The following is a 13,234-nucleotide window of genomic DNA, read 5'->3' as shown; positions in this document are numbered from 1 at the left end:
TAACACCTTGAATCGTCGCATATATATTTGAGAAAATCGATGACGATTTCCCTAACGTGACGTCTTGCATCCGCCATGCGGCATTTCTGCGACGATGCGTAGGGCCAGAAATCTGAATGGAGTTGTGAATATGATGGCCGACTTGCCTTCCCAGATGACCGCTATCGAAATTTCTGAACCGGGCGGAGCCCATATGCTTCGACCTGTTCAACGCTCGGTGCCTGAACCCAAGGAAGGTGAAATTCTGGTGCGGGTACGCGCCGCCGGGGTCAACCGGCCAGATGTCTTGCAGCGGCAGGGTCAATATGCGCCACCGCCCGGCGCGTCGGATATTCCGGGTCTGGAGATTGCCGGTGACATTGTTGTCGTCGGCAGCGGCGTCAAACGGTTCAAGACCGGCGATCAGGTGGTCGCACTGCTGGCCGGTGGCGGCTATGCCGAATATGCCGTCGTGCATGAGACCAACGCGCTGCCCTTGCCTTCGGGCTATGGCTACATTGAAGCGGCAGCGATCCCGGAAACTTTTTTCACTGTCTGGCACAATGTGTTCGAGCGCGGCGGGCTGAAGAAGGGGGAGGTTTTTCTGGTTCACGGCGGCTCGTCCGGTATTGGCACGACAGCTATCCAGCTTGCAAAGGCATTCGGCGCGACCGTCATTGCAACTGCGGGCTCGAAGGAAAAATGCGAAGCCTGCCTCAAACTCGGAGCAGATCACGCCATCAATTACGGGCAAGAGGATTTTGTCGAGGTCGTCAAGGAAGTGACCAAGGGCAAAGGCGCCAATGTGATTCTCGATATGGTGGGTGGCGATTATGTCGACCGCAATTACAAAGCTGCAGCGGAAGATGGTCGCATCGTGCAGATCGCTTTTCTCAACGGTGCGAAGGCCACGGCCAATTTCGCAATATTGATGACCAAGCGTCTGACCCATACCGGCTCTACGCTGCGTCCGCGACCGGTTGACTTCAAGGCTGGCATTGCGCGGGAGTTGGAGGCGAAGGTCTGGCCGCTTCTGGCGCAGCGCCGCGTCGCCCCGGTAATGGACATGATCTTTTCGCTGAAAGATGCCTGGCGCGCGCATGAGCGCATGGAGGAGGGAAGACATATTGGCAAGATCGTACTCGATATTGCTTAGTATCCGGGCCAAAAGTCGCCATGCTTGTCTGCAGACATTTAAGGTTCAGAGCCATTCTTGCTCTGGTGACAAAAAAACGATATATAGGCCGTGATTTCCCGGAAATTGTGGTTTTGCCCACGTCCCGCGCCACCGGAGCGGACGAACAGAAGGATTATATCTAATGGCCACCCAGCTTCTTATGCCGAAGGCAACGGCCGTTTGGCTTGTCGATAATACGGCTCTGTCTTTTGACCAGATTGCCGCTTTCTGCAAGCTGCACCCGCTGGAAGTGAAGGCTATTGCCGACGGTGAAGCCTCTCAGGGCATCAAGGGTCTGGACCCGGTCATTACGGGTCAGATTTCGCGCGAGGAGATCGCGAAGGGTGAAAAGGACCCGTATTATCGCCTGAAGCTTTCCGAGCCGAAGGTTCGTGTTCCGGAAGCCAAGCGCAAGGGCCCGCGTTACACGCCGCTTTCCAAGCGTCAGGATCGCCCGAATGCGATTCTCTGGCTGGTGCGCAATCATCCTGAACTGAAGGATGCGCAGATTTCCCGCCTGATCGGTACGACCAAGTCGACCATCGAGCAGATTCGCAATCGCACGCACTGGAACTCGGCAAATCTGACGGCGATGGACCCGGTTACACTCGGCCTCTGCTCGCAGATCGATCTCGACATCGAAGTCGAACGCGCCTCCCGCAACCGTCCGGCAACACCGGAATCGGATAGCACCTTGCTGCCAGCTTCTGCGACCGAGAATTTCGACTATCGTGACGAGCAGCCCGCAGAAGAAGAACTCGATGCGGACAAGGTTTTCGCCAAGCTCTCTTCGCTCAAGAGTTCGACTCCGGACGAAGACGAAGACGAATAGTCGGGACGAGAAATCGCCTTATCGAAATATCAAAAAGCCCGGCTTCATCAGCCGGGTTTTTTGTTGGATCAAGCTATAGCCTCGCGTCCAATAACGGATGTCGCGTTTATCCAGTCGTTCAAGAAGTTCATATAGCGGCTGGCTGCATCCTCAAGTGCTTCGGTTGAAAGCTTGTCGGCGGCATAGAGCACAAACGGGTCCGTCCAGTTTAGCCTGCAACGGTTTGCTGTTGCTCGCAGCGGCGCGAACAGATCAATCATCGGAAACATGTTGTGCCCGCCTTCACGGTAGGCTTCGGGAACATTTCCTGCGGTTGCGGCAATCATGAGCGGTGTGCCTTCGAGCTTACGGCCCTCCTGCTCATAAGCAACGTAAAACATGCGCGTCAGGACAGCGTCCTGCCATGCCTTCAGAAGCGGGGGCGTGGAATACCATCGAACCGGAAATTGCAGGACGATGCGATCCGCAGACAAAAGACGATGTGCCTCGTGCTCGCCATCCTTGAAGAAGTCGATCCCCTGCGGATAAACGGTCTGCATATCGATGATCTCCACGCCGGGCAATTTTGCAACCGCTGCAGCAAGTGCTGCATTGGCTTGAGAACGGGCCAGATTGGGATGAAAAAGTAAAATCAGGGTCTTGGACATCGTTGTCTCCTTCAGCTTGAGAGGACGATGCGGCGAATGTTGAAATTATACCAATTTATTATCATTATAGTATATTATTGTTTTTATGAATTTACGGTCCCTTGATCTGAATCTTCTGGTCATACTGGATGCTCTTCTGGACGAAGCCCATGTGAGCCGGGCTGCAGACCGGCTGAATTTGACGCAGCCCGCTGTATCGAATGCTTTGCAGCGCTGCCGTGTGTTGTTCAACGACCAGCTTCTGGAACGTGGGCGAGGGACGATGCGACGCACACCGAAAGCGGAAGCATTGCGGGCTCCTTTGAAAACTTTGCTGGCAGGGGTGCTCGATCTCGTTGATCCGCCCGAAGTCCCCTTGCGTCGTTGCAGCAGACGATACGCATCTGCATGGCTGATTATCCGGCCATCTTCGTCATAAGGCCTCTGTTGAAGGCGCTTGCACATACCGCGCCGGGGATCAATATCGTCGTCCAGCCCTGGCAGGGCGCGGTCGCAGCGCGCGAGGCGCTGGTGACAGGAGAAAGCGATCTTGCTCTTTCCGTCTTTCCTGAAGCCGACGACGAGCTTCAGTGCAAACTGCTACTGGAGGAAGATTACATTATCGCCATGCGGCAAGACCATCCGGCAGCAAAGGCATTTTCGCTAGAAAGCTGGCTCGACTATCCGCATGTTCTTGTTTCGGGACGCGGCGATAACAGCAGCCCCGTCGATAGCGTTCTGGCACAGCGAGGATTGAAACGTCGGGTGGGTGTGGTTGTGCCTAACTTCGGCATGGTGCCCGAATTGCTAACCAGTACCGATATGATCGCCATGCTGCCATCGCGCTGTATGCCCGAGGATATGTCTGCGCTCGTCGCTTTCACACCTCCGATCCCTATTGCGGGTTTTCCCTTGCACGTCGCCTGGCACAGGCGACGTCAGGAAGATCGAGGGTTGCAACACGTCATAAGTCTGCTAGTCGCCATCATGGCTGAAAAAGAAAACCGGCCCGACATGCCTGTGTGAACAGCTTGCCGGACCGGCTCAAGCGGCCGCCTTGGGAGTAATGCCGGAGCAGTCAGTCTTTAAAGGCGTTGTATTCGCTCAATTCCATGAGGCGGTAGAAATCGGAGAGCGTCTTGCCGCGTTCAGCCCGGAAGAGGCGACCAGCGTCGCTGGCTTCGACGATACGGTCGGTGCGAAACGTGCGGAACGCGTTGCGCAATTCGCACCAGCCGATGACCGTCCAGACCTTGCCCCAAAACCACAGTCCCAGTGGACGAATATCACGCTCGCTTTCGCGCGATTCCAGATCCCGATAGCGGATATTCAGCACATTGCCCTGATCGACGGCGCGTTCCACCGCGTCGATGATGCGGCGTTCGTCCATGCTGATGCGGGCCGTAGGCGCATGAATCTGGGTGCTGGTGATGCGGGCGCGCTCTTCCTTGGGCAGGACGGCTTCGATCTTGACCAGAGCCTCTTCCGCGCCACGCGCCATGGAAACGCCGCCCCAGGCGCGAATGAGACGCGCTCCGGCGACAAGAGCGACGATTTCATCACGCGTGAACATGAGTGGCGGGAGTTCGAAACCCTGCCGCAGAATATAGCCGACACCGGCTTCGCCGTCGATGGGAACGCCCGTCGACTGCAGATCGGAAATGTCACGATAGATCGTACGTTCGGAGACTTCCAGCCGTTCCGCAAGCTGGCGCGCGGTGACAAGCCTGCCACCGCGCAGGTGCTGAACAATCTGGAAAAGGCGGTCTGCACGGCGCATTCCGGTTTATTCTCCGTTGCAGTATTTGGTGTTGCGCTGCTCCAGATAGCGATCCGGCCAGCCCAAATCCTTGCGCAAATCGTTCGGCAGTCGGCCGATCACCCGTTCGGTGCGAATGAAACGACGGCGTTCGTCATATCTGCGCCTATATTCCTTCAAAACTGCGATCAATGGTGCGATTGCGAGTGCCATGGTGAAATCTCCCTCATCCTTGGATACGCAGTATCGCACACCCCTCCTGACAGCTTTCTGTCAGGAGCGAAGTCCTGTTTTATTATCTTCCTAATATTGCGTAGCCGCAACGTTACGCTTTGTAGCGTGGCGCCGCCGTATAGCTGAGGGGCAGGCGCCCGCCATCCGCATAGATGGTCTGGCCTGTTACATAGCTCGCATCCAGCGATGCCAGAAACGACGCGATTGAAGCAATTTCAGAGGCTTGGCCGATACGACCGAGCGGCGTTCTGGAAAGAATTTTGTTGCGGGCATCGGCGTCGGTGTTAACGGTAGAAAGCATGTCGGTTTCGATGGAGCCGGGGCCGATCGCATTGACCCGAATCCCCCAACGCGCGAGTGCTACTGCCATGGTGCGTGTCAGTTGGTTCAACCCGCCTTTGGAAACAGAATAGGCGAGCTGTTCCGGCAAACCGAAGATCGCGTTGATTGACGACATATTGATGATGGTGCCTGGATCGCCACCCGATTCGACCCTCTCGACCATACGTCTGGCGACTGCCTGACCGCACAGAAAGGCACCTTTGAGATTGACCCTCATGACGCGGTCGAAATCCTCTTCTTTCAAATCGAGGAAATCCGTCTGATGGACGATACCGGCATTGTTGACGAGGATGTCGATCTCGCCCAGATTGGTGATGGTGAAGGTCAGGAGATTGTGGACATCGAGTTTGTCGCCCACATCCGCCGCCATATGGCGAACCGGGCCGAATTGCTCCAGATCCTTGGCTGCGCGCATGGCGGCGGCGTTGTCGATGTCGGATAGGACTACGCTTGCGCCATCCATCAGGAAGCGCTTTGCTATGGCATAGCCAATACCGCGGGCAGCGCCGGTGACGATTGCCACCTTGCCTTCTAACTGCATGATCGATCTCCAATTTTCATGGAGAGTGGACCGGCGGAAACCGCCGGTCAATAGCGTCAGGATCAGGCGAAGGCGAGCCCGGTGTGGCGCTCGCGCAGGACGATGCTGATTTCTTCCAGAATAGCCGGATCATCAATTGTAGCCGGCATTTTCCATTCTTCTCCGTCTGCGATCTTTTGAATGGTTGAGCGCAGAATTTTGCCGGATCGTGTCTTGGGCAGGCGTTTTACGGTCAGTGCCAGCCGGAAGGCTGCAACCGGCCCGATGATGTCACGCACCATGCTGACACATTCCTTCTCGACCTCTTGCGGGTCGCGGTCGATATTGGATTTAAGCACGAGGAACCCGCAGGGCACTTGTCCCTTCATAGGGTCCGAAATGCCAAGCACAGCACACTCGGCAACGTCGGGATGGCTGGAAAGCACCTCCTCCATTGCACCCGTCGACAGGCGATGGCCAGCGACATTGATGATGTCGTCGGTGCGGCTCATGATGTAGAGATAGCCGTCCTCATCCATATAGCCTGCATCGGCAGTTTTATAGTAGCCGGGGAACTCGTTCAGATAGGCCTTGCGGAACCGTTCATCGGCATTCCAGAGCGTTGGCAGGCAACCGGGCGGCAGGGGCAGCTTGATAAGAACATTCCCGAGCTGGCCGCGCTCAAGTTCGTGACCTTCATCGTCCAGTACGCGGATATCGTAACCCGGAAGACAGACAGCGGGCGAACCGTATTTGGTTTCCAGAAGACCAAGCCCGAGCGGATTGGCAACCATCGGCCATCCGCTTTCCGTCTGCCACCAGTGATCAATCACCGGGCAACCCAGCAGGTTCTCGGCCCAATGGATCGTATCGGGGTCGGCGCGTTCGCCAGCAAGATAAAGGGCGCGGAACTTTGAAAGGTCGTGACGCCGCACGAAATGTCCGTCGGCATCTTCCTTTTTGATGGCACGTAGCGCGGTCGGTGCGGTGAACATCACCTCGACGCCGTGTTCGGCGATGATGCGCCAGTAAGTACCCGCATCCGGTGTGCCGATGGGCTTGCCTTCGAACAGGATCGTCGTCGCACCATGGATCAGCGGTGCATAAACGATGTAGGAATGGCCAACGACCCAGCCGACATCGGATGCTGCCCACCATACCTGTCCAGGCTCTACGCCAAAGACATTCTTCATGGACCAGGCAAGTGCCACCATATGTCCGCCGTTGTCGCGCACGACGCCCTTCGGCTCGCCGGTCGTGCCGGATGTGTAGAGCACGTAAAGCGGATCGGTGGCATCAACAGGCGTGCAGGGGACATGACGGCCGCGCGCGGCATCGACGGCCTCGCGATAATCGATGTCACGTCCTGCCACCGGTTCGTGCCGATGCTGCTCGCGCTGCAATATGATGCAATGATCGACTTTGTGATGCGCAAGTGAAATCGCCTTATCGAGCATGGCCTGATAAGGCACGATGCGGGCAGGCTCGATACCGCAGGAACCAGCGATAATCATCACAGGCTTGGCGTCGTCGATACGGGTTGCGAGCTCATTAGCGGCAAATCCGCCGAAGACAACGGAATGGACGGCACCGATACGGGCCGATGCCAGCATGGCGACAGCCGCTTCGGGAACCATCGGCATATAGATGAGAACGCGGTCGCCTTTCGACACGCCATTGTCGAGCATGACGGCGGAGAGCGCTTCCACTTCTTCCAGCAGTTCGCGATAAGTGAATTTGCGCACCTTACCGGTGACAGGGCTTTCATAGATGAGCGCCACCTGTTCACCACGCCCGTTGGCGACATGGCGGTCGAGCGCATTGTAACAGGTGTTGCACTCAGCACCCTTGAACCAGCGTCCATAGACACCTTCGTCGCCCGCAAAAACCTGGTCCCATGGCGTGAACCAGTCGATTGCCTGCGCCGCTTCTGCCCAGAAGCGTTCAGGATCGGTCTGCCATGCGGCATAGGTTTCGGCATATTTCGAAGTCATGCTCTTCCTCCCAGAAGCACGCGCAATGTCCACCCTGATGGGTGGTTGTCGCGTCGTGATTAGTCTGCTGACGAAAACGCAAGATCGACCTGTTCCGGTCCATCTCCTCCATGCGCTTTTGTCACCTCCACATGCAGTTTACGCCGCTGGACGGCGACCCGTCCATGAAACTTAAGATGAAGATCAAGCTTTGCCAAAAGCGACCGTGTAAACGGCTTTGTCTGACGCAGGCGTCTTGCAGCGATGGCCCGTCTGCGCCACAAGGAGGCAGAGAGGTGATTTGTGACAAAAATCCTGCCTATGCTGCTTGTTCTTTTGATGGGACTGCACATCATCAAACCGCTTGGCCTGCCGGGCCTGAAGCGGCGCGGCGATTGCTGGAAGATCGCAGCCATTGCCATATTGATCATGGCACTAGCGGTAGGATTCCACCTGCACGAAGGCTGACGAAAAGCCCGGCTGAAATGGCCGGGCTCTTGTTTTTCAAGGCAAGTCAGGCTGCTTTTTCGAGATCTTTTTTCCAGCCGCCGGTTGCAGCCAGACCGTTCATCTTTGCCCGATGTGCGAAAGCGCGCTGACCGGCAGCTATGTTTTCATCCTTGCCGCTCCAGGCTTCCAGTGCTGCCGCCTGCAGGGCACGGCCATAGGAAAAGGTCATTTTCCATGGCATGTCGAAGCCTGCATTCATCGCGGAAAGATGGGCTGTCGCTTCCTCGCCGGTCTGGCCTCCAGAAAGGAAGGCGATGCCGGGCACCGCTGCCGGGACCGTATTGCGGAAGCAGCGTACAGTTTTCTCCGCCACTTCCTCGACGGAAGCCTTACGGGCGTTCTTGCCGTCAATGACCATGTTTGGCTTGAGGATCATGCCTTCCAGCCTGACGCGGGCATCGTGGAGTTCGGTAAAGACGGTTTTCAGAACCCATTCCGTCACTTCGTAACAACGGTCGATTGTGTGATTGCCCGGCTTGCCGTCCATCAACACTTCCGGTTCGACAATGGGGACGATGTTCGCCTCCTGGCAAAGCGCCGCGTAGCGTGCGAGGGTCTGGGCATTCTGTTTCACCGCGCCCCATGTGGGCAGGCCGTCCGAAATGGAAATCACCGCGCGCCATTTGGCGAAACGCGCACCAAGGCCGTAATATTCGGCAAGCCGTTCCCGTAGACCGTCCAGCCCCTCTGTGATGGTTTCACCTTCGAAGCCTGCTAGCGGCTTTGCGCCCGCATCGACCTTGATGCCGGGAATGGCCCCTGCCTTGCGGATGATTTCAACAAGCGGTGTACCATCCTTGGCCTTCTGCCTTATGGTTTCATCATAGAGAATGACGCCCGAAATATAGTTCTTCATCGCGTCGTCAGAGCGAAACAGCATTTCGCGATAGTCGCGGCGCGTTTCCTCCGTCGAGGCGAGGGGGATGGCGTCAAAGCGCTTCTTGATGGTGCCCGAGCTTTCGTCGGCGGCGAGAATACCTTTTCCTGCCGCCACCAGTGCAATCGCAATATCTTCAAGACGTTCAGTCATATGCAATGCTCCTTCTATCAAGGCGATGAGGGAGTGTTGGTTAAAACTGTGGCGAGCGCAAGTCATTGAAACGTTTGAAATATTTTTCAAACGGTTTAGACCAGTCGAACTGGCTATCGCAGTTTTTGCCGAAACCCGTTTTGATATCCGCGTCTCAAACCCCATGTAAGAAACCGCTGAGAAAACCTGGCTTGTTCTCGGTTGTCCAGATTTGAGGAGGAGATATGCGACGAGCCCTTTTGAGCCTGCCGCTTGTTCTGGCCGCATCGATGGTTGCCCTGCCGGTGCTGGATGTTTCGGCCGGGAGCATCAATGCCGGCGGCAGGCAGGCCAAAGCTAATGCGCCGTTTACAGCAACCCCGGTCGCCGAATTCGATACGCCATGGGCTATCGCCTTTCTGCCCGATGGCAGACTTTTATTGACGGAGAAGGGTGGAAAGATTTTCATCGTCACGCAATCGGGCGACAAGACCGCCGTTGGTGGTGTGCCGAAAGTGGTATTCAGTGGCCAGAACGGTCTTCTTGATATTGCGCCTGCACCGGATTTCGAAAAAAGCAAGGCAGTCTATTTTTCCTATAACGAACCGGCGAAGAATGGCAGCAGCGTCGTTCTGGCACGTGCTGTGCTGGAAGAAGGTGACGGCAAGGCAGCGCTGAAGGACAAGACCACGATCTGGAAACAGGATGCGGCGGCGCGCGGTGGACAGCCGGGCGGCATTATTGCATTTGCGCCGGACGGCAAGCATCTGTTCTTTTCGGTCGGTGACCGTATGTTGCCTGCAACCGCGCAGGATGATGCGGCTCCAATGGGTAAAATTTTGCGCATGAATCTGGATGGTTCCGTGCCCAAGGATAATCCGCATGCTGACGCGGAAGGTGTGCGGGCACTGACCTGGTCGACTGGTCATCGCAACCCGTATGGGCTGGCCTTCGGTCCAGACGGAAAACTGTGGGAGCACGAGATGGGGCCGCGCGGCGGCGACGAGTTCAACCTCATCAAGCCCGGTCTCAATTATGGCTGGCCTGTTGTTTCCAATGGCGACAACTATAGCGGCAGGCCGATCCCGCGCCATAGTACACGCCCCGAATTCGAACCGCCATTGGTGTACTGGACGCCGGTTATCGCTCCCGCCGGGCTTGCCTTTTACGAGGGAGACATGTTCTCCGAATGGCGCGGTTCGGCTTTGATCGGAGGGCTTTCGGTCATGTCGCTGGTGCGTGTCGTGATCGATAAGGACGGCAAGGCGGACGAAGCCGAGCGCTTTGAAATGGAAAACCGTATCCGCGATGTTGCTGTCGGCCCCGACGGGGCCATCTGGCTGATCGAGGATGACAATCCGGGACGCCTCCTGAAGCTGACGCCCAAAAAATAAGCCCGGTATCAACCGGGCTTATGTGAACATGATTTATCGCATTACTTCTTCAGCACATCGACGCCCGGGAGCGGCTTGCCTTCCATCCATTCGAGGAAAGCGCCGCCCGCGGTCGAGATGTAAGTGAAGTCGTCGGCCACGCCAGCATGATTGAGGGCCGCGACGGTATCGCCACCGCCGCCGACCGAAACCAGCTTGCCCGCCTTGGTGCGGGCGGCGACATGCTTTGCGGTCTTGACCGTAGCAGCATCGAATGGACGCAGTTCGAACGCACCAAGCGGACCGTTCCAGACAAGCGTAGCTGCGTCATCAATGGCCGAAGCGATCAGATCGGTCGAAAGTGCTCCGGCATCGAGAATCATGCCGTCGCTTGGAACCGAATCGACTCCATAGGTCTTGTTCGGCGTATCGGCTGCGAAGTGCCAGCCAACCACGGCATCGACTGGCAGGATGATTGCGCATTTCGTGGTTTCTGCTTTGGCCATGATTTCGCGAGCGGTATGGGCCAGCTCATGTTCGCAGAGCGATTTGCCGACATCGTGTCCCTGCGCAGCAAGGAATGTATTGGCCATGCCGCCGCCGATGACGAGTGCATCGACCTTTTCGATCAGGTTCGACAGGAGGTCGAGCTTGGTCGAAACCTTGGCACCGCCGACGATGGCCACTACCGGGCGAGCCGGATCGCCGAGACCCTTTTCGAGCGCTTCAAGTTCGGCCTGCATGGCGCGACCTGCATAAGCGGGCAGGACATGAGCCAGACCTTCGGTCGAGGCATGGGCGCGGTGAGCGGCGGAAAAAGCGTCGTTCACATAAAGATCGCCATTGGCGGCCAGAGCCGCGACGAATTCCGGATCGTTCTTTTCCTCGCCCTTGTGGAAACGGGTATTTTCCAGAAGCAGAACATCGCCGTCCTTCAGCGCATCGACGGCAGCCTTGGCCTTGTCGCCGATGCAGTCTTCGGCGAAATGGACACCGTGTCCAAGTACCTTGGCGAGCGGTTTCACAACATGCTTCAATGAATTCTCGTCCGAAGCAACGCCTTTGGGGCGACCGAAATGGGCGAGCAGGATGACCTTGGCGCCCTTTTTCGACAGTTCGGCAATGGTCGGAACGATGCGCTCGATGCGGGTCAGGTCGGTGACTTCGCCATTTGCCATCGGCACGTTGAGGTCGACGCGGACCAGTACGCGCTTGGATTTGACGTCGGCATCATCGAGAGTGCGGAAACTCATGATTTTTCTCCCAGAACTGTCTTTCGGGTGCCGGTGGAGCAGGGGTGCTCAAACAGGTAGGCGCCGGAAAAGGGTTGGATAGTCGGTAATAAGCCCGTCCTCGTCGACGGGCAATTCGGCGGTGAAGGAACGGTCCGCCGCTTCGTAGCGGTAGCGCCTGCCTTCCTCGATACAGGTATAGCGCTGCTGGTCGCGCAAGGGACGGAAATTATCGAACGGCACGTAAAGCATGTCGAGCTGAATGGTGCCGCTTTCCGGTGTGAGGCCAAGGCGGCGGATGGGCAGCGTGTTGGTGAAGGGCGTTCCTGCCAGATCAATATCGATGCAGCCATCGAACTCGGGCAATGCATCGCCAGCCATCGTGCTCCAGCGGCCGTCGCCGTCGGAAACAAGCTCCAGACGATTTCCGGCTGTGGTTTCGATCAGGAAATGGAGGACATGCCAGGCGCTGTTGCAGTCGATGCTGTAGCGCACGCCATAGGGGTTGCCTCCGCGGTCGCCAATCACCACGCTTTCGGCACGGATCGTGCGGCCGGTGGGGCCGATACTGAGATGTTCGAGCCCTTCTCCTTCCAGCTGACGCCAGCGCGCAACGGTGGGGAGAAGGGCTCGAAACATGATCAGAAGCTTAAATCAGCTTGCCGAAGGCGACAGCGGTATCGCCCATACGGCTGGAGAAGCCCCACTCGTTGTCATACCACGACAGGATGCGAACCATGGTGCCTTCCATGACCTTGGTCTGGTCCGTGTGGAAGACAGAGGAATGGGAGTCGTGGTTGAAGTCGTGCGAGACGAGCTTCTCGTCGGTGTAGCCGAGGATACCCTTGAGGCGGCCATTGGCGGCTGCACGGATCGCGTTGTTGACTTCATCGACAGTCGTTTCGCGCTTGGCGATGAAGGTCAGGTCGACGACCGAGACGTTCGGGGTCGGAACGCGGATGGCAACGCCGTCGAGCTTGCCCTTCAATTCCGGCAGAACGAGGCCGACAGCCTTGGCTGCGCCTGTCGAAGTCGGGATCATGGAGAGGGCTGCTGCGCGAGCGCGGTAAAGATCCTTATGCATGGTGTCCAGCGTTGGCTGGTCGCCCGTATAGGAGTGGATCGTGGTCATGAAGCCCTTTTCGATGCCGATTGCATCGTTGAGAACCTGAGCCACCGGTGCAAGGCAGTTGGTGGTGCACGAAGCGTTGGAGATGACCAGATGGTCCTTGGTCAGCTTGTCGTGGTTGACGCCATAGACGACAGTGAGGTCGGCGCCATCGGCAGGAGCCGAAACGATGACGCGCTTTGCACCAGCTTCAAGGTGAAGTGCCGCCTTGTCGCGCGAGGTGAAGATACCGGTGCATTCCAGAGCGATATCGACGCCTTCTTCCTTCCACGGCAGTTCAGCCGGGTTGCGGACGGCATGAACCTTGATCGGGCCATAGCCGACGTCGATGGTGTCGCCGGCAACCTTTACTTCCTTGGGGAAACGGCCATGAACGCTGTCATAACGCAGAAGATGCGCATTGGTTTCGACCGGGCCGAGATCGTTGATGGCGACGACCTGAATATCGGTGCGGCCCGACTCGACGATGGCACGAAGGATGTTGCGGCCGATGCGGCCAAAACCGTTAATTGCGACGCGAACTGCCATTTTCTCTTAAT

Annotated in this window: 15 protein-coding genes; 6 read left to right on the top strand and 9 right to left on the bottom strand. The window is 57.2% G+C overall.

All coding sequences use genetic code 11. The features are described from left to right. Nucleotides 1-130 precede the first annotated feature (130 nt). Together HWX93_RS16575 and HWX93_RS16570 are read left to right on the top strand one after the other, a co-directional pair. Nucleotides 131-1,135, top strand: coding sequence for an NAD(P)H-quinone oxidoreductase (locus HWX93_RS16575; RefSeq protein WP_176037999.1), 1,005 nt, complete (start codon nt 131-133; stop codon nt 1,133-1,135). A gap of 163 nt (nt 1,136-1,298) precedes the next feature. Beyond that, complete coding sequence (locus HWX93_RS16570) at nt 1,299-1,988, top strand: DUF1013 domain-containing protein (protein ID WP_109988993.1); 690 nt, start codon at nt 1,299-1,301, stop codon at nt 1,986-1,988. A gap of 68 nt (nt 1,989-2,056) precedes the next feature. Here the strand turns inward: HWX93_RS16570 and HWX93_RS16565 are convergent, their stop codons facing one another. Continuing rightward, on the bottom strand, nt 2,057-2,635 hold the full coding sequence (locus HWX93_RS16565) for an NAD(P)H-dependent oxidoreductase (RefSeq protein WP_176037998.1): 579 nt from the start codon (nt 2,633-2,635) through the stop codon (nt 2,057-2,059). An 85-nt stretch (nt 2,636-2,720) separates the two neighbouring features. On the opposite strand from HWX93_RS16565, the gene HWX93_RS23215 reads away from it, so the two are divergent. Together HWX93_RS23215 and HWX93_RS16560 are read left to right on the top strand one after the other, a co-directional pair. Then, a complete protein-coding gene (locus tag HWX93_RS23215; RefSeq protein ID WP_328700184.1) occupies nt 2,721-3,053 on the top strand; it encodes a LysR family transcriptional regulator in 333 nt (110 codons plus the stop codon). Then, nucleotides 3,023-3,640, top strand: coding sequence for a LysR substrate-binding domain-containing protein (locus HWX93_RS16560; protein WP_328700183.1), 618 nt, complete (start codon nt 3,023-3,025; stop codon nt 3,638-3,640). The genes HWX93_RS23215 and HWX93_RS16560 overlap by 31 nt, the downstream gene beginning before the upstream one ends. Before the next feature lie 52 nt (nt 3,641-3,692). Here HWX93_RS16560 and HWX93_RS16555 read toward each other — a convergent pair whose 3' ends face one another. From HWX93_RS16555 to HWX93_RS16540, 4 genes are all read right to left on the bottom strand, one after another. Beyond that, nucleotides 3,693-4,394 (bottom strand): helix-turn-helix transcriptional regulator, encoded by a 702-nt coding sequence (locus HWX93_RS16555; RefSeq protein ID WP_140021964.1) that lies wholly within the window; start codon nt 4,392-4,394, stop codon nt 3,693-3,695. Nucleotides 4,395-4,400: 6 nt separating this feature from the next. Continuing rightward, nucleotides 4,401-4,586: a hypothetical protein gene (locus HWX93_RS16550; RefSeq protein WP_104753833.1), complete on the bottom strand. Its 186-nt coding sequence runs from the start codon at nt 4,584-4,586 to the stop codon at nt 4,401-4,403. A gap of 112 nt (nt 4,587-4,698) precedes the next feature. Next, nucleotides 4,699-5,490 carry an SDR family NAD(P)-dependent oxidoreductase gene (locus HWX93_RS16545; protein WP_176037997.1) on the bottom strand — a complete coding sequence of 264 codons (792 nt, stop codon included), beginning with the start codon at nt 5,488-5,490 and terminating at the stop codon, nt 4,699-4,701. 62 nt (nt 5,491-5,552) lie between these two features. Then, a complete protein-coding gene (locus HWX93_RS16540) occupies nt 5,553-7,463 on the bottom strand; it encodes a propionyl-CoA synthetase (protein ID WP_176037996.1) in 1,911 nt (636 codons plus the stop codon). A 282-nt stretch (nt 7,464-7,745) separates the two neighbouring features. Between HWX93_RS16540 and HWX93_RS16535 the strand changes: the two genes are divergently transcribed. Further along, on the top strand, nt 7,746-7,910 hold the full coding sequence (locus HWX93_RS16535) for a hypothetical protein (protein WP_176037995.1): 165 nt from the start codon (nt 7,746-7,748) through the stop codon (nt 7,908-7,910). Nucleotides 7,911-7,956: 46 nt separating this feature from the next. Here the strand turns inward: HWX93_RS16535 and HWX93_RS16530 are convergent, their stop codons facing one another. Then, the gene (locus tag HWX93_RS16530) at nt 7,957-8,982 is read right to left on the bottom strand and encodes a class I fructose-bisphosphate aldolase (RefSeq protein WP_176037994.1); all 1,026 of its coding nucleotides are present in this window, start codon (nt 8,980-8,982) and stop codon (nt 7,957-7,959) included. Between the two features lie 224 nt (nt 8,983-9,206). Between HWX93_RS16530 and HWX93_RS16525 the strand changes: the two genes are divergently transcribed. After that, the gene (locus tag HWX93_RS16525) at nt 9,207-10,355 is read left to right on the top strand and encodes a PQQ-dependent sugar dehydrogenase (protein WP_176037993.1); all 1,149 of its coding nucleotides are present in this window, start codon (nt 9,207-9,209) and stop codon (nt 10,353-10,355) included. A gap of 41 nt (nt 10,356-10,396) precedes the next feature. On the opposite strand, the gene HWX93_RS16520 is transcribed toward HWX93_RS16525, so the two are convergent. Genes HWX93_RS16520 through gap form a run of 3 tightly spaced genes read right to left on the bottom strand, consistent with a single transcriptional unit; the run spans nt 10,397 to nt 13,223 of the window. Beyond that, on the bottom strand, nt 10,397-11,587 hold the full coding sequence (locus tag HWX93_RS16520; RefSeq protein WP_176037992.1) for a phosphoglycerate kinase: 1,191 nt from the start codon (nt 11,585-11,587) through the stop codon (nt 10,397-10,399). Nucleotides 11,588-11,635: 48 nt separating this feature from the next. Then, nucleotides 11,636-12,205, bottom strand: a complete 570-nt coding sequence (locus tag HWX93_RS16515; RefSeq protein WP_176037991.1) for a putative glycolipid-binding domain-containing protein — start codon at nt 12,203-12,205, stop codon at nt 11,636-11,638. 10 nt (nt 12,206-12,215) lie between these two features. Beyond that, entirely contained in the window at nt 12,216-13,223 is a 1,008-nt protein-coding gene (gene gap / locus HWX93_RS16510; RefSeq protein WP_140021956.1) for a type I glyceraldehyde-3-phosphate dehydrogenase, read from the bottom strand. Nucleotides 13,224-13,234: the final 11 nt, after the last annotated feature.

This window comes from Brucella tritici, assembly GCF_902825325.1.
GTDB lineage: Bacteria > Pseudomonadota > Alphaproteobacteria > Rhizobiales > Rhizobiaceae > Brucella.
Note: the sequence above shows the minus strand (reverse complement) of the source record. Positions and strands in the feature narration are given on the sequence as shown.